The sequence below is a fragment of the Ruminococcus sp. RTP21358st1_G6_RTP21358_211008 genome (assembly GCF_040908885.1).
Classification (GTDB): domain Bacteria; phylum Bacillota; class Clostridia; order Lachnospirales; family Lachnospiraceae; genus Blautia_A; species Blautia_A faecis.
Window position 1 is genome coordinate 111,207 of the sequence record NZ_JBDGDM010000002.1, and the last position, 15,797, is coordinate 127,003.

The 15,797-nt window shown below is 43.2% G+C and carries 15 protein-coding genes and 1 pseudogene; 1 reads left to right on the forward strand and 15 read right to left on the reverse strand.

What is annotated here, in order from left to right:
* The 4 genes from AB5Z12_RS01295 to AB5Z12_RS01310 form a co-directional block, all read right to left on the reverse strand.
* The gene (locus AB5Z12_RS01295; RefSeq protein ID WP_118578055.1) at positions 1-378 is read right to left on the reverse strand and encodes a GerW family sporulation protein; all 378 of its coding nucleotides are present in this window, start codon (positions 376-378) and stop codon (positions 1-3) included.
* A gap of 2 nt (positions 379-380) precedes the next feature.
* Entirely contained in the window at positions 381-1,547 is a 1,167-nt protein-coding gene (locus AB5Z12_RS01300) for a DUF2953 domain-containing protein (RefSeq protein WP_368356995.1), read from the reverse strand.
* A gap of 4 nt (positions 1,548-1,551) precedes the next feature.
* Positions 1,552-1,863, reverse strand: a complete 312-nt coding sequence (locus tag AB5Z12_RS01305) for a hypothetical protein (protein ID WP_118578053.1) — start codon at positions 1,861-1,863, stop codon at positions 1,552-1,554.
* A 141-nt stretch (positions 1,864-2,004) separates the two neighbouring features.
* A complete protein-coding gene (locus AB5Z12_RS01310; protein WP_368357000.1) occupies positions 2,005-2,124 on the reverse strand; it encodes a DUF6783 domain-containing protein in 120 nt (39 codons plus the stop codon).
* Between AB5Z12_RS01310 and AB5Z12_RS01315 the strand changes: the two are divergent.
* A pseudogene (locus AB5Z12_RS01315) lies at positions 2,083-2,193 on the forward strand (DUF6783 domain-containing protein); the annotation flags it as partial. The gene AB5Z12_RS01310 and the pseudogene AB5Z12_RS01315 sit on opposite strands and share 42 nt — an antisense overlap.
* Before the next feature lie 46 nt (positions 2,194-2,239).
* Here the strand turns inward: AB5Z12_RS01315 and AB5Z12_RS01320 are convergent.
* From AB5Z12_RS01320 to AB5Z12_RS01370, 11 genes are all read right to left on the reverse strand, one after another.
* A complete protein-coding gene (locus AB5Z12_RS01320; protein ID WP_021925514.1) occupies positions 2,240-2,695 on the reverse strand; it encodes an NUDIX hydrolase in 456 nt (151 codons plus the stop codon).
* A gap of 96 nt (positions 2,696-2,791) precedes the next feature.
* Positions 2,792-4,273: a penicillin-binding protein 2 gene (locus AB5Z12_RS01325; RefSeq protein WP_187564807.1), complete on the reverse strand. Its 1,482-nt coding sequence runs from the start codon at positions 4,271-4,273 to the stop codon at positions 2,792-2,794.
* Entirely contained in the window at positions 4,197-5,570 is a 1,374-nt protein-coding gene (locus AB5Z12_RS01330) for an FtsW/RodA/SpoVE family cell cycle protein (protein WP_118578052.1), read from the reverse strand. The genes AB5Z12_RS01325 and AB5Z12_RS01330 overlap by 77 nt, the downstream gene beginning before the upstream one ends.
* 6 nt (positions 5,571-5,576) lie before the next feature.
* Positions 5,577-7,784 (reverse strand): DUF3656 domain-containing protein, encoded by a 2,208-nt coding sequence (locus AB5Z12_RS01335; RefSeq protein ID WP_368356996.1) that lies wholly within the window; start codon positions 7,782-7,784, stop codon positions 5,577-5,579.
* A 172-nt stretch (positions 7,785-7,956) separates the two neighbouring features.
* Complete coding sequence (zapA, locus tag AB5Z12_RS01340; RefSeq protein WP_021925518.1) at positions 7,957-8,364, reverse strand: cell division protein ZapA; 408 nt, start codon at positions 8,362-8,364, stop codon at positions 7,957-7,959.
* A gap of 277 nt (positions 8,365-8,641) precedes the next feature.
* Positions 8,642-9,643, reverse strand: a complete 1,002-nt coding sequence (ruvB, locus tag AB5Z12_RS01345; RefSeq protein ID WP_173715981.1) for a Holliday junction branch migration DNA helicase RuvB — start codon at positions 9,641-9,643, stop codon at positions 8,642-8,644.
* Positions 9,644-9,731: 88 nt separating this feature from the next.
* Positions 9,732-10,346 carry a Holliday junction branch migration protein RuvA gene (gene ruvA / locus AB5Z12_RS01350; RefSeq protein WP_118578051.1) on the reverse strand — a complete coding sequence of 205 codons (615 nt, stop codon included), beginning with the start codon at positions 10,344-10,346 and terminating at the stop codon, positions 9,732-9,734.
* A gap of 254 nt (positions 10,347-10,600) precedes the next feature.
* Entirely contained in the window at positions 10,601-11,722 is a 1,122-nt protein-coding gene (locus AB5Z12_RS01355) for a YibE/F family protein (RefSeq protein ID WP_173773321.1), read from the reverse strand.
* Positions 11,723-13,261, reverse strand: a complete 1,539-nt coding sequence (locus AB5Z12_RS01360; RefSeq protein ID WP_173773322.1) for an alkaline phosphatase — start codon at positions 13,259-13,261, stop codon at positions 11,723-11,725. It lies immediately after the preceding gene.
* 193 nt (positions 13,262-13,454) lie between these two features.
* Positions 13,455-14,741, reverse strand: coding sequence for a putative ABC transporter permease (locus AB5Z12_RS01365; protein ID WP_330602879.1), 1,287 nt, complete (start codon positions 14,739-14,741; stop codon positions 13,455-13,457).
* A 255-nt stretch (positions 14,742-14,996) separates the two neighbouring features.
* The gene (locus AB5Z12_RS01370) at positions 14,997-15,794 is read right to left on the reverse strand and encodes an RnfABCDGE type electron transport complex subunit B (RefSeq protein ID WP_173773324.1); all 798 of its coding nucleotides are present in this window, start codon (positions 15,792-15,794) and stop codon (positions 14,997-14,999) included.
* Positions 15,795-15,797: the final 3 nt, after the last annotated feature.

The following is a 15,797-nucleotide window of genomic DNA, read 5'->3' on the forward strand; positions in this document are numbered from 1 at the left end:
CTAGTTCTCTTCAGAATCTACAGTTTCATCCGCGCTGTTATCTCCGCCAGGTGCGAAGCGGTTTACAAAGTCAGGAACCATATCCAGAACTTTAGTAAGACCATCCTGGTTCTTTACGTTTACAAGCTTGGTGGTACCATTCTGGATTACCAGAACTGCGCATGGGGTCATCTTTCCGGCGAGACCTCCGCCGCCATTGTTCTTTTTATCACCTGCAAATGCACCAGCGCCTACACCAAAGGATACATCCACCAGGGGAAGTATAATGGTGTCTCCTACATGGATCGCATCTCCTACCACTGTCTTCGCAGATACAAATCCATCCATTCCCTTAAACAGGGAGCTTACGGTTTCTTTAAAGTTGTTTTCGTTTTCCATTTCTAGTCCTCCTTATGCTTCCATCGGTTGATAACGTATTTCATATTTTTATTGAAGTAAATCTCTATTGCTGCCTTGATAAGCACAATGCCATAAATACGACCTTTCAGAAATACATTTCCAGTCAGCTGGTTCTCTCCATCAAAAAGCGGATTCACCTGAATCCTGTTCTTGTGAAATGGAAAGGTCATACCAAGCACTGCCAGAACTGTCCCGGTAATGGCCGGATCATCGCATCCAAAAGTAACATCACCTTCCAATTTCGTTGGAAGTACATGATGGAGCAGACCTTTTGCATCTTTCCATATAAGAGAAATTGCAGCCTTGGTCCGTTCATTGGTAAGAAATTCTTTCCACCAGCCAAGCTTATCTGTGATTCCTGAAATTGTTTTCTTTATATTTTTAATTTTCTCAATTATACCTTTAATTATTGAAATAACCTTATTCCACAGATTACCCGGGAATCGGATTATTTTGCTTAGTATTTCCCAAATACGCGTAATTAAGCCGGACTTTGAAGCAGATTTGATATTTTCTTCCTGCTTCTCTGCTGATGGCTTCCCTGTCTGCGGTTCTGCTGTATTATTTTCCAACAGCACCGCCTCAGTTTTTGGTGCATGATCTTGAAAATTCTCTGCTGCATGTGCTTCAGGCTGAGATGCTTTCTTCTCAGTTTCTATGCGAGACTCTGCCATCTGCTTAGTTTTCTCTTCAGCAACAGCATTACTCACATTCGACTCTTCACCAGAAGCTTCTTTTACATCTGGCTTTTTTGTTCTGTTCTCCTGAGATATTCCCTTCGTTTGCGCAGATTTCTTTTTCCTCTTCTTTGCCTTACTCCTGGAGGTTTGGCTGACGGAGTTCTTTCTTCTGCCGCCTTTTAGCTTCTTAAGCCAGCCTTTTATAGTTTCTAATGAAACTCCAAAAAACAGGATCACCAGCTTTCCTTCTCCATTATGAAAGCAAAACCTGACGCCTATGACGTGGAACAGCCAGGTAATTCTGGCTTCCAGTTCTGTCTCCTTGAAGCTGCCGGTCTCCTTCACAGCCCTCGCCTGGTAGCGTACCGGGCAGAACAACAGAAGAAGCACTGCCAGAAGCGCAAGTCCCAGCAGGATTCCCAGTATGATCAATATAAACTTTATGAGGATCCACAGTATATGTAACATGCGCTCACCTGTTCTTAAAATATTCTTTTACCTGAAATGCACCTGTCTCCCCGTAAATATTCTTCACAATATCTACTGCCAGATCAATGGCTTCGTCTTTTCCCTTCGCCATACCAACAATCTCAGGACATCTGGCATAATAGCTCTTCTGGATCAGCATGTAGGACGGTACAATTTCAAGAAGATTTCCCGGATTCTCAGACAATGTAACCAGATAAACACCAAAAGCCACCCTGCCTGCGTCAATCCTCTTCCGTGCTTTTGCCGCGTCTTTGATTCCTTCTCCCACATAATAGTCTTCTCGCCATTTCAGCATATTCGGCACAACTCTCCTTTGTTATTACTGCTTGACATACACCTTTTGTTATATTAATGATTCCCTTCTCTGGAAATTTTAAACATTTTGCAACTATTCCGCAAAGCATTTCTTGTGAACCTCGTTCACAGAACGAACCTGTCAGATGCTAGAGCGTGTTTGAAAAAGGCTTTCTGCAAGATGTGCGTCACAATTTGTGGGAGATTTTGTCCGGAGGAGGGCGCCGTAGCGGGCTACGGCAACCGAATTCGGGCAAAATATACCGCAAAGTGGGGCGTGCAGATTGCGGGAATGCTTTTTCAAACAGGCTCTAGCAACATTATCATATAATAAAGGCTGCGTAAATCAGCTACGCAGCCTTTATTCTCCCCATGAATCAGAAATATTTCTGCTGCCTGTCCCATAATCCGGCACTTCGCAGTTCCAGATATTCCTGGTACGCCTTCTCAACGATCTGCTTCTCGTTTGCAAAACGAAGCAGATGGTAAATCTCGTGAAACTTGTAATACCCGGAGTCCACGAAAAATTCCTCTCTTTGAGGCTTGCTATGATAATTATCCGCCGTCATAAGATACCAGTGTACCTCTTTATTGACCATGTCTTCCGGCACTGTGAAATTGTACTGGCTCTTGCCTACATACTTCACAATGGAAGCTCTGACATCAGCTTCCTCCTTCACTTCCCGCAATGCGGTCTGCTCATGAGTCTCTCCTGGCTCTACGGTTCCTTTCGGTAAAACCCAGCCTTCGTAACGGTTTTTGTAAGATTTATATAGTGCAAGAATCTTACCTCGATGAATTACCACACCGCCACAGCTCGTTGCTTCTATCATGCTGCAATCCTCCTGTAATGCGTGTGTTTTCTAAACTGTATATAGTATACCTCTTTTTCAGAAAACTGGCAACAGGGAATATCATATAGATTGCTGTTAGCTGGCGTGATAAGCATCAAAAATCTGTCCCGCAATCGGAACTGCTGCCTCACTGCCGGAACCGCCATTCTCCACGATCACGGCAACCACCAGATCCGGATCATCCACATTGGAATAGCCGATAAACCAGGAATGGCTGTGTCCTTCCTCGTCAAACTCTGCGGAACCAGTCTTACCTGCTACTGTATAGCTTCTGCCGGAAAGTGCGGAAGCTGTACCGGAATCAACCACCTGTTTCATTAATTTGCCAAGAAGATTGGCCTCATTGGAACTCATCAGCCGTTTATAAGCTACCGGTTCTGTCTTTTTTACTGAATCGCCATTGTCATTTACCACCTCGTCAATAAGATAAGGTTTCATCAGAACACCGTCATTTGCAATGGCACAGGTGATCAATGCCATATGCATAGGAGACACAAGAGTATTGCCTTGTCCAATGGCAGTCTGCATGATCAGAGGCGTTACGGAATCTGCATCAAGGGAAAAGCTGCTGGTTCTGTAGGAGTTCAGAGGCAGACTCTTGTTAAACAGAAGATTCTCCGCAGTCTCGCGAAGAGACGCACCCCCAAGACCAACTCCAATATCTGCAAATGCACAGTTACAGGAATTTGCAAATGCAGAATAGAAATTCTCCTGCCCGTGAACTGTATTGTGATAACAGTGGATCGTGTGATCCTGCAAGGTGATACTTCCCTCACAGATATAATTGTATCCCTCAAAAGTTCCTTTTTTGCGGAAATAGTCAAGTGCAGTCACAACCTTGAAGGTGGAACCTGGCGGATATGCACCATTTGTGGCTCTGTTCAGAAGACTGCTGTCATTCTCGTCGTTTACCAGATAGTCCCAATTATCCCCAATGGTATTGGGATCAAAATCAGGCTTGCTCACTTCTACAAGCCTTTTTCCGGTAGATGGTTCCATTACCACAACAGCCCCTCTTCTGTCACCCAATGCATTGTATGCAATGCTCTGAAGATTGGCATTCAGGGTAGATACAACCGTATCTCCTGTATTCTTCTCATTAAGGAACTGATTCTTCATCTGCGTCAGAAAAAAAGAATGGGAAGTCAGAAGGGTAAAGTTCGCCTCTGATTCCAGACCGCTTTTTCCATTGGTATCATAACCCACAACATGGGAGAACATATTGGAATATGGATAATTACGTGTCTCAGTTCCATCCTCACTTACATTGGTCTGCGCCAAAATCTGTCCGTCAGAAGACAGGATCTTACCTCGTACTACACGGTCGGAAAAGGAATCCTGTCTGGTATTGTAAGGGCTGTTAATAAAATCATCGCTTTTAAAGCCATCGAAATAAATCAGATACCCGATCATACTGATAAAAATAATCCCAAAGAAGATGGAAACAAAGGTATATTCTTTATTTCTGGCTTTGCGCTTTTTAGTAATCTCTTTCTTCCGCTGCCTCAACAGCTCTCTGTCTCGCTCTCTTTGCTGCCTCTCGTCGATGTCTCTCAATTTCTTCGTCCTCGTCCTCTCTATAAATATACAAGCCCTGGATAATAGCGATCATCAAAATCATACACATAATGGAACTTCCTCCATAGCTGACCAGAGGAAGAGTCACACCTGTCATAGGTATGAATTTGGTAGCACCTCCAATGGTAAGGAACACCTGAAACGCATATTCCGCACCAAGACCAATGGCGATCAGTTTATAAAATGGATTCTTGATCTGCAGGGCAATCTCCACGATAGTAAGGAAAAAGCTCATACACACAAAGATCAGGCAGATGGCAAAAATCCCGCCAAGCTCCTCGCAGATCGCACTGAAAATAAAGTCGTTTTTTACAACCGGAATTTTCTCCGGAGAGCCCTGGCAAAGTCCCATTCCAAACCATCCGCCTGTACCAATGGCAAACAGGGACTGTACAATCTGGTATCCTTCATTCTGATAAACTGCCATAGGATCTTTCCACGCACTGACACGCTGCCTTACATGACCAAACAGGTGATATGCCACTACAGCGCCTGCTGTACCGCCTGCAATTCCAATGCAAAGGTATGCCGGCTTCCTGGTTGATACATAGATCAGCACCAGATAAGCTGCAAAAAAGATTACAGCGCTTCCAAGATCTCTTGAAAGCACCAGGATTCCCACATGGAGACCTGCCACAACAGTAGCCAGCACAACTTTCTTAAAAGTTACCTCTCTTGCCAGAAGGGATGCCATAAAGAACACAAAGGTGAGCTTGATCACCTCGGAAGGCTGGATTCCCATCAGAGAAAGCTTGGCGCCGTAGCTTGTCTGTGCCAGAACAAGAACTGCTCCAAGAAGAACAATCCCAAGCCCTGCATACACCCAGGTAAGATCCTTGAGAAATTTCATCTTGCGGATCATAACCGGGATCACCAGCGCCACTGCACTTCCGCACGCAACGATCAAAAGCTGCTTATTGGCAGAGGCAATATCCAGCCTGCACAGCATTATAAATCCAACGCTTAAAAGCATGCACATATTATTTAAAAGCAGCATAGACGCATTTTTATAAATTCTGCGGTATAAAATAAGGATCGCAGCAAAATATATCATCATTTCTGCATAAAAGATGACAACCTTAAAATCAAAGGTTTTCAGAAAAATCACAACAAATGCGGTAAAATCCAGAAAAAAGGTTAAAGTGATCTGACTTCTTAAAAGTCCTTTCCTGTCTGAAGCGTGTTTCCCCACAACAAGGTAGTAGCACAAAACTGTGTACACGATCATCAGTGTCAGGATCACATATTTGGATAATTCAACAACAATATTAATCATACGCCTTTACTCGGCTCCTCTTTTAAAATGACCTTTTGTAAACTCATATTCGTGAGATACCTGGCTGCCATGATATGCAGCCACAAAGTCTTCCACGATCCGTTCTGTTTCTTCCCTGCTTTCTATGGTAAAAGCCAGTCTTACAGATGAAACACCAAGCGCTTTCACCCTGTCAGCTTCCTTCAAAAGACCGTATGGCAGACTGTTATAGATGATATTATAACACGACTCTGCCGCCTTTGTATTTCCCATTTTCCATGGACGACAATAACAGACTACAGGAAATTCCTTGTCATAACGGTCTTTCAGAACAAGCCTCTCCTCCTGTCCATTGCAGCCGAAAGTATTCTTTCGTACACACTGGGCGCTGTGCATAAGAGGCAGACGGCCGTAGACAATCATCTCGCTGCCTGCATTTTCTCTGTGGCGAAGTTCCTTCTCATTCAGCTCCAGGGGAACTGTATTTCGAAGGATTCCCTGATCTTTCCAGAAACGGATGGCTTCATCATTCCAGGTATACAGGGAGTGATCCAGCACACACTTGTCTGCCAGTCCCATCTGTGCCAGTGCACTGTAGGACTCCAGATTCCGCACAAGAAATCCGCTCAGCCCTGCTTCCAGCCACTTTTTCACCTGCTCCATATAGCCTTCCGGTGGATTTTCTCTTGTAATGTGAGGAAGAGAAAGATACATTTCTTTTCCATTGTCAAGACCTGTCTGCAAATGTTTCTCTATTAATGCGTAAGGAAGATAAATACCCTGGATTCCGTCTTTTTGGCAGAGGACTTCAGAAGCCTCCTCGCTTTCACAGGACACGTAAACCGGAATGTATTCCTCTTTTTTGCGGGGAACATTATCACAGGCCGCAATCGCACTGATTTTTGCCGGCGTCTCCTCCGCAATTCTCTTAACCCGCTCGTCTCCCACGTTTCGCCTGTATTTTTGTAAAAGCTTCTCCTTCAGATCCTCTAATGCCTGATGCCGCGCTTCATTTAAAGTCTTCATGGGAACAAAAACGGAATCTTCCATATAAATTTCCAGTTTTTCCCATATAAATGAGGTGTTTCCCAGCTTGTCCATCTGCTGACGCACCCGCTCTTCCGTTACCGGCTGGCTCTTTGCGTATTGTACTTCTCCAACACATTCATATGCATCTTCCCCCTGACAGGAAACATGAAGAAGAACCGGAGAACCGGGGACAAGGTGAAGTTCGCCTGTAATTTTCTCTTTCAGCTGCTTCGTTTCCAGAAAAACTTCCCCCGTTTTTTTCTCATTTGTAAATGCCATCATCTGAGGACCATTTCCCATCTGATAGTAGCCTGTACAGGAACCGCCTCTATTAAACAGATCCAGAAGATATTTTTTATCTTTTTCTGTCACGTGATAATTCGCAGGTCCTTTTTCAAAAAGAAAATCCAGATATTTCCGATACATACCGGTAACGCCAGCAGTGTAAGCCGGCTGCTTCATTCTGCCCTCTATTTTCAGAGAGGTAACTCCCGCTTCTATAATTTCAGGTAAAATTTCAATGGTACAGATATCTTTCAGGCTTAACGGGCAGAATTCTCCTTTTCCATACTCTTTTGCCCTGAAATTCTTCACCTGGTATGGCAGACGGCAAGGCTGGGCACAACGGCCTCTGTTTCCGCTTCTGCCTCCCAAAAGACTGCTCATCAGACATTGTCCTGAATAGCTGTAGCAAAGTGCTCCATGGACAAAAGCCTCTATCTCAATTGGGCAGGCTTCATGCATACGGGAAAGTTCCTGAAGGGAAAGTTCTCTTGCAGCTACCACCCGGGTCGCCCCCTGATCTGCCAGGAATTTCATTCCTTCCGGACCAGTTACAGTCATCTGCGTGCTGGCATGAAGGTGAAGTTTCGGAAATTCTTTTTTCAAAAGGGAAAATACTCCCATATCCTGGACGATCACTGCATCCAGGCCTGCATTGTAGTATGGTTCCAGATAGGAAACCAGTTCTTCTTTTAATTCTCTATTTTTTAACAGGGTATTGACCGTAAGATACAGCTTCTTACCATGAATATGCGCCACATCAATGGCGCGAAGAAGCTCTTCTTCGTTAAAATTCTGGGCATATGCTCTGGCTCCGAACATTGCACCGCCTACGTACACAGCGTCCGCACCTGCTCCAAGTGCAGCTTCAAAGCCTTCGTAGGAACCGGCAGGAGCCAGCAATTCTATGTTATTAGGATTCAAAGTTTGTCCTCCAATTTTTATGAAAATTTAAGGTTTCTTCAATGAAAACAGCCTCCACAATTCACAGCTTTTTCCTTTATGTATAGCAGGCCTAAATCTGCAAATTGCGAAAACGTTTTTTACACACTCTGATAAAGGAAAAGAGGAATCACCTAAGCAATCCCTCCTGCTATTATTTCAGCATTTCATCCAGTTCTTTTTCCAGTTCTTTTACTTTACCCTCCAGAAGATTCTTCTCGTCAAGGGCTTCCTGTTCATTCTTCTGTGCCTCTTCAATCTGCATACGAAGAGAAATAAGCTCATGCTTCAGATCATACATCTCCTGATCCTTCTGCTGCAGATCAAGTTCATAAGTCTCCACCTGCTTCTTCGCCTTGAAGTAATCGTCGGTAATGTTCAGGCTGAGAAGCATATGCTTGGTCTCCATAGGCTGTCTGCCGTATCCTGGCACAGTCTCCAGCTCTCCTATCTTCTTATTCATATATGATGCAACCTGCTGGAAATATTCCTCTGATTCATATCCTCCAAGGGTAATGATCTTACCCCCGATGATCACCTGTGCTGTATTCTTGACCGCCATTCGTTCAAGCCTCCTGTATCTTTATACTACCAGCTTCTCCTTACACTGTTACCCACAAATAATCCGCTGCTTTTCTTCTATAGACAGTAACCGTATCGCGGAATATTAGCAGAAAACAGCAACTTCATATTGTTACTGTTCACTCTGTGACCAGCAACATAATATGCCCGGAAAAACCAGTCTGTTTATTATCTTTTCGTATTACAATTTATGTAAGCACTCCTATTATAATCGAAAAATGTTGAAAAGTATAGGATTTTTTACAAAAGTTTATCTTTTATATTTCCGGAACAGGAAAACCAAGGTGTTCGTAAGCAAGTGCGGAGGCCATCCGCCCTCTCGGGGTGCGGTTCAGAAAGCCATTTTTCAGAAGGTACGGCTCATACACATCTTCTAAAGTACCGGAATCTTCACCGATGGCTGCTGCCAAAGTGTCAAGTCCAACAGGGCCGCCTTTGAAATTTACAATAAGAGTAGTCAGGATCTGGCGGTCCAGTTTGTCCAGACCATATTGATCTACCTCCAGAAGGTTCAAAGCAAAGCATGCAACATCGTAAGTGATCCTTCCATCATATTTCACCTGGGCAAAATCACGGACACGCTTTAACAGACGGTTTGCAAGACGGGGCGTTCCCCGGGAGCGCATGGCGATCTCTCCGGCACCTTTCACGTCAATTTCTACTCCAAGTACCTGGGCAGAGCGCATGATGATTGTGGTTAGTTCCTTCTTACTGTAAAATTCCAGATGATGAATTACACCAAAACGGTCGCGGAGCGGCGCAGAAAGAAGCCCGGCTCTGGTGGTAGCACCTACAAGGGTAAATTTCGGCAAATCCAGTCGGATCGACCTGGCGGAAGCGCCCTTCCCGATCATAATATCGATGGCGAAATCCTCCATGGCAGGATAAAGCACCTCTTCCACCTGTCTGTTCAGGCGATGGATCTCGTCTACAAAAAGAATATCCCCTTCCTGAAGATTATTCAGAATCGCCGCCATTTCTCCAGGCTTCTCAATTGCAGGGCCGGAAGTCACTTTCATATGCACACCCATTTCATTGGCAATAATACCGGAAAGGGTAGTTTTTCCAAGTCCCGGAGGGCCATAGAAAAGGACATGGTCCAGGGAATCGTGACGCTGTTTGGCAGCTTCAATATATACTTTTAAGGTATTTTTGGTTTTTTCCTGGCCAATATACTCGTCCAGGGTCTGTGGGCGAAGATTCCCTTCCAGAGAAAAATCCTCTTCCATAACATCAGTGGTTATGATACGATTGTCCATTTTTTACCTCTTGAAATTAGTGTTTGCATTTATATACCGGGATGCATTTCATTCACGATAGCACCCTTTGCGAAAAAATTTATGGAATCTAAAAATTCTTCAATGCAGCTTTCAGGATTCCTTCTACATCCGTCGGCTCCACATCTGTCACCTTGCGCACTGCGCGGAGGGCATCTGTACTGCTGTAGCCAAGTGCCACCAGTGCTTCTACTGCTTCCTGTCTGGCATCTGTCATTCCTGCTCCAGCTGCAGCTGTAGTAGCCTGAGCCTGTTCATTGGCAAGCTTCTGCTCAAAGGCTTCTTCCAGACTGAGCTTATCCTTCAGCTCCAGGATCAGCTTCTGGGCTGTTTTTTTACCGATTCCAGGGGCTTTTGACAAAGTTTTCACATCATCGGAAAGAACAGCAAAGCGAAGCTCATCTGCAGTGATTCCTGCCAGAACTCCCAGAGCAGCTTTCGGTCCAACTCCGTTTACACCAAGAAGGAGTTTAAACACCTGTAAATCATCTTTATTGAAAAATCCATAGAGAACCATTGCATCTTCTCTTACCTGAAAATAAGTATGAAGCTTCACTTCCTGTCCAATGTGCAGCTGTGCCAGAGCGTTTCCGGTCATATTTATTTCAAATCCGATGCAATTTGATTCTATGATTGCAGAATTCTCGGTAAGGTCTGCTACTGTTCCTCGGATGAATGAGATCATGGGGAGGACCTCCTGTTTTATCTATTGTAAAGAGTTATATTCGAAATTCTTTGTCATCATACCATATTCCACCGAAAAAAGCAAACATTCATTCGATTTTTTCAAAAAGGACGCGCCGGCAAGCGATATATTTTCTTTTCATAATAATAAAATACTCCTTTCAGTTGCAGGAAGGAAACTTGCGGGCCCTTATTTCCTTGTCCGAAAGGAGTATAGCACTTTAATTTTCAGAAAATAATAGTAAAAGTGTAGTATTATTTTTTCTTTGTAAGAAGCCAGGCACTTGTCAGGGCTGTAAAAGGGGCAACTGTCACAAGCCCGAAGCTTCCAACTACAGTATCCAGTAATTCAGCTGCAACATACTTGTAATTCATAATATTATCAATTGGTGTTCCCTGCGCCATAAACGTCATCAAAAGAGCAATATAACCGCCAGAATAAGCAAGAAGCAATGTGGTAGTCATAGTTCCCATTGCTGCTCTGCCAACATTCATTCCTGATCTGGCTGCTTCTTTCCATCCAATATTCGGCTTTTTACAAATTACTTCATTTACTGCCGAAGTAATATCAACGGACAGATCCATCATAGCACCTGATGCTCCGATAAAAATACCGCTCATATAAATCTGAGAAAGATTCAGATTCTGATAACCAGCGTACAAAAGACTTTCCGAATATGCCATAACTGCTCCGTGAATTTTAAAAGCGTCTGTAAAAATACACCCCATAACACAAGTCACAAACACCCCCAGCAAAGCACCTGAAGATGCAGCCAGTGTTTTTCTGTCAAATCCGTACACCAAAAATATAATAAGAAGAGTAAGAAAGGCAGTCAACGCAATTCCCCACCATATTGGATTCGCACCTTTTAAATAAGCTGGTGTCAAAATTTTCCAGATTGCCAAAATTGTAATGAGAAACGAATATACTGCTCTTAAACCTGTTTTTCCTGCAAACCCGATTAAAAGCAAAACAAATAATCCAGCCAGAATAGCTTCTTTATCCAGACGATAATGGTCACTCATCATAATTGAAAGAATCTTATCTTTGCTATAACTGATTACTACATGGGCAACATCTCCTTTCTGAAATATTTTGTCCGCTTCCAAAGAGCCACTCAGCATATTTACTGCATCTGCAGTCTCATTTTTAAACTTTCCATCAAGTATTTTCACCTTACAATACTGCTCGCCTGACTGAATCAAGCCATTATTAATCACAGAGCTTTCATCTGTGGAAATCACCTTTGCTCTTACTCTGTCTGTTCCCTTATAAATAGCAGCATCCTCATAGCCCGTTGGAAGAACTATGAGGATGAGGATTAACAATATTGCTATTATAGAAACAGAACTTTTTTTAAGTCTGTCTCTTACCATTTATTTTACTCCTGTAATTGCAGCCACTTTATTGAAAATATCGGTATTGTCATAATAGCCTTCAAACTGCTCCTGTCCGGCTCCCATGGCAAATACTTCCACCGGAAGTCCTGTATGTGCATAAGATGCAAAATTAATGCCAGACTTGTTGTTCAGAATATGAGTAATTGTTACAGTAAGTGGTTCATAGCTTCCATACATCAGATATTCTTCCTGACCAAACTCTTCCTCTTCTCCTGTTCTGCTCATTGTTTCCTCATAAGCATTCTGAAGCTTCTGATACTCATAATCTGTCATTACAAGACTTCCCTTATCTTCTTCGCCTTCTGGGTGCACATCCTTGCTGTCAGCCTGATTTGAGGACTCTGTTGTACCAGTAGGTGCCTGCAGACCAAAGAGTTCTGTGATATCAGCCATTACTGTATCAAAATCAGTTTTGTTTTCTTTATATGCCGCTACATAATCAGAATCAAATTTTGCGTAAGAGATTTTCTGATTACTGATATTTGCAAGAAATGTATCATAGTCGGTGCCTGCAAATCCTATGGTAAGACCACCTGTCTCGTGATCACCTGTTACCAAAATCAAAGTTTCGTCTGGATGCTCGTTATAAAAATCAACAGCTTTTCCCACTGCCTCATCCATTGCAACAGTATCTGTAATAGTTGCAGCTGCATCATTTGCATGACAGGCCCAGTCAATTTTTCCTCCCTCAACCATCATGAAAAATCCAGTATCATTATCCAGAACTTCAATACCTTTTTTCACATAGTCAGAAAGACCCCATTCGCCATCTTCCAGATCCATATCATAGCTCATCGCATCGTCATCAGCAAGTGTCTCATCAATTACAATTGCTTTTCCATCTTCTGCAGTAAGATTTTCTGCCTCTGCTTTTGTCTTAATCACTTTATATCCAGCTTCCTGAGCAAGCTCATATAAATCTGTCTGGTCTCCCTCTGAACCAGTTGTTTTCTTAAGACCACCACCTGCAAAATAATCAAAATTACTTGCAATCAGTTCCTGACCAATTTCATAATAGTTATTTCGGGAAGCCTGATGAGCATAAAATGCAGCCGGTGTTGCATGATTTAAGTTTACGGAAGAAAGAATTCCAACCTTATAGCCAAGCTGTTTTTTTAATTTTTCAGCAATTGTCTCATAAGAAGTTTCCATCTTCTCATCCATATTGATGGTTCCACTATAAGTCTTATGACCTGTGGAAATGGAAGTAGCTGTAGAAGCGGAATCAGGACAGAATGAAGTGCTGTCATAGGTCTGCGCAGAGCCTGCTACCGGAAATTTCATCATATTCAGCTTGCTTTCACTTGTAAGAATATCATCTCCATCATCTTCAATTGCATTCAGATAATAGTTTGTTGTCTGAACCTGAGGATAACTCATTCCATCACCAATAAACAAGAAAATATATTTCGGAACTTTTGGTTCATCTGCTGCTGCACCCTGTGCAGGAACCGCACAAGCGGTCATTGCTGCTGCTAATAATAATGCGCTGATCTTTTTTGCTTTCATGTACATTTTCTCCTTCTTTTTCATAAAGCGATTAATTCGAACACGTATGATTTTATACATTATTTGTAAAATCCGCTGTTTTCCCCCTGTTAAATTCCGGCAAAAAATAAGCTGTCGGTGTAAAAAATCCTTTCACACTGACAGCATTATTATAACTTCTAGAATTTATATCAAGCAATTATTCGGTTAAAACAAGTCCTTAACCAACCTTCTTTGCCTTGGGATATACCTGCGCCATCCGCTCATCGTCAAAATGTTTGTCCACCCAGCTTTCAAAGCTGTTTTCCGCTTCTATGCCATTGCTTCTGGCATTATAACGCGCAAGTGCAGCGCTGGATACAATTCCGTCAGCAAGCATAAATATAATAAGAAGCCAGGTAATGATTTTTCCAATTTTCACCGGAATCTTCTCGATCAGCCTGGAAACAGGCGGATAGAATATTTTAAACCATGCCACTGCTGCAAATCCCCAGAAGAAGCAATACAGAAGATTAATCCTGCCGCCAAGGTTAAACGGGATATCACTGTAATCCCAGAATACAGTTCCAAATACAATTTCTGTGAAAACACTGCAGATATATTCATAGGCACCACCAAGAAATGTACCCATCCAGAAAAGGAACTGCTGGGAGCGGTTTCTGTATTTGTAGAGAAGAGCTGTAACTGCTGCAATGGCAAGGCCCCACACAATACTGAAATCTCCCCATACCACACTGCTGCGGCTCATCCAATATCCGGCTGTGATCCTGCAGAAAATAGTCTCTGTAATATCTCCAAGAAATGCGCCGATAAAAAACAGCAGTACGATTTTATAAAAGCTGCAGCCGTAGGCAAAAATCTCCGGATGTGCCTCTTCGCTCTCCGTGTGCTGCTTCTGAGGATATGCTTTGGTAATTCGACGATTTACAACATCATCAATTTTTGCCCCAAGCTTCTTTGTTGCGGAATCAATATCCCGGTCAGCAGCGATCCATCTTTCAGGATTCTTGCTGTGCCCAAAAAGGATGGTCAGTGTGGCAATAGCATCCACTGCCAGAAATCCCATCAGAACCAGTATGAGAATTCTGCTTATAAGTCCCGGAAGAAGACTGTACAAAGACATGCAAAGCCCGTTTCCAATTTTGATCACAAATACACCAAGAAGACCCCAGACACAGGAGGTCGGTACGCTGACATATCCATCCAGATTCCACTTGATATTCCGGTAATCCCACCATCTTTCGTGGTACCACATTTCAATTAAATGACCGGCGATCCACTCAAGCAGGGAGGCTACAATGGCACAGCCAAGAAACAGCCAGATGCCAGTCAGTTCTCTTGTAAATGCAGTAATGAAGAATCCTCCAAATCCATAGATCAGACAGAACGGACCGTTGATAATACCTCTGTTTGCGAATTTCTTCTGTTTCAGGGATGCAAGAACTGTCTCAAGCACCCATCCTGCAAAGGAATAGATGAGAAACAGCCAAATTAATTTCCAGATCATATGCATGTCTCCTCTTTTGTTTGTAATATTTAATAAAAAAAATCTTGCAGTATTCTTTATCTGCAACTATATAATCCTGATTGGAACATCATACCACACACGCAACGAAGCGTAAACAAAAAAGATGGCTGTCTGAAAGACTTTGGGGAATTGGAACATTTCTACAATATAAAAAGCCTGTATTCCAGCTGCTGGTTCTCATAAAAATTACATTCTATGCCAACAGTCTGAAAATACAGGCTTTTCATTTTTATTTTACGCCTCCCGGATAACCCCTCTCGGACAGGCCTCCTTACATGCTCCGCATCCTGTACACTTCTCATAATCAATATGTGCACAGAAATCTTCAACGGTAATTGCACCGTTCGGACAGGTCTTCTCGCACTTCTTGCAACCGATACAGCCAATCTCACAGGCAGCCATTACCTGTTTGCCCTTATCATGGGAGCTGCAGTCCACAGCCACTTTCTGGTCGTACGGAATCAGCTCGATCAGATGTCTCGGACATTTGGCAACACATTTACCACAGGCTTTACATGCTTCTTTATCTACTACTGCAATGCCATCTACAATATGAATGGCATCAAATGGACAGACCTTTACGCAGCTACCAAAGCCACAGCAGCCATATGTACAGGTCTTTGCTCCGCCGTTTGGCACGAAAGGAAGCATCTCGCAGTCTTCCACTCCAGTGTAAATATACTCTTCTTTCGCTTTTTCACAGGTTCCGGAGCATTTTACATGAGCTACCTGACGGGCAGTCTCAACTGCCGCCTGTCCCATAATACCGGCAATTATTTTCCCAACAGGCTCGCCGCCTACCGGGCAACGGTTTACAGGCGCTTCACCTTTGGCAATTGCTGCTGCCAGACCATCACAGCCCGGATATCCGCAGCCACCACAGTTATTTCCAGGAAGAGCTTCTCTTATGGCAACTTCCTTCTCATCAATTTCAACAGCAAATTTTTTTCCGGCTGCTCCAAGAAAAACACCGATGAAGAGGCCTACTGCTGCAACCAGAATTGTTGCTGCTATAATCGCACTAATATTCATCCC

Coding starts and splice junctions, on each gene's coding strand:
- AB5Z12_RS01370 (WP_173773324.1), bottom strand. CDS start 15,794: ATGAATATTAGTGCGATTATAGCAGCAACAATTCTGGTTGCAGCAGTA.
- AB5Z12_RS01305 (WP_118578053.1), bottom strand. CDS start 1,863: ATGCTGAAATGGCGAGAAGACTATTATGTGGGAGAAGGAATCAAAGAC.
- ruvB (WP_173715981.1), bottom strand. CDS start 9,643: ATGGACAATCGTATCATAACCACTGATGTTATGGAAGAGGATTTTTCT.
- AB5Z12_RS01320 (WP_021925514.1), bottom strand. CDS start 2,695: ATGATAGAAGCAACGAGCTGTGGCGGTGTGGTAATTCATCGAGGTAAG.
- AB5Z12_RS01295 (WP_118578055.1), bottom strand. CDS start 378: ATGGAAAACGAAAACAACTTTAAAGAAACCGTAAGCTCCCTGTTTAAG.
- AB5Z12_RS01355 (WP_173773321.1), bottom strand. CDS start 11,722: ATGGTAAGAGACAGACTTAAAAAAAGTTCTGTTTCTATAATAGCAATA.
- ruvA (WP_118578051.1), bottom strand. CDS start 10,346: ATGATCTCATTCATCCGAGGAACAGTAGCAGACCTTACCGAGAATTCT.
- zapA (WP_021925518.1), bottom strand. CDS start 8,364: ATGGCGGTCAAGAATACAGCACAGGTGATCATCGGGGGTAAGATCATT.
- AB5Z12_RS01300 (WP_368356995.1), bottom strand. CDS start 1,547: ATGTTACATATACTGTGGATCCTCATAAAGTTTATATTGATCATACTG.
- AB5Z12_RS01360 (WP_173773322.1), bottom strand. CDS start 13,261: ATGTACATGAAAGCAAAAAAGATCAGCGCATTATTATTAGCAGCAGCA.
- AB5Z12_RS01365 (WP_330602879.1), bottom strand. CDS start 14,741: ATGATCTGGAAATTAATTTGGCTGTTTCTCATCTATTCCTTTGCAGGA.
- AB5Z12_RS01330 (WP_118578052.1), bottom strand. CDS start 5,570: ATGATTAATATTGTTGTTGAATTATCCAAATATGTGATCCTGACACTG.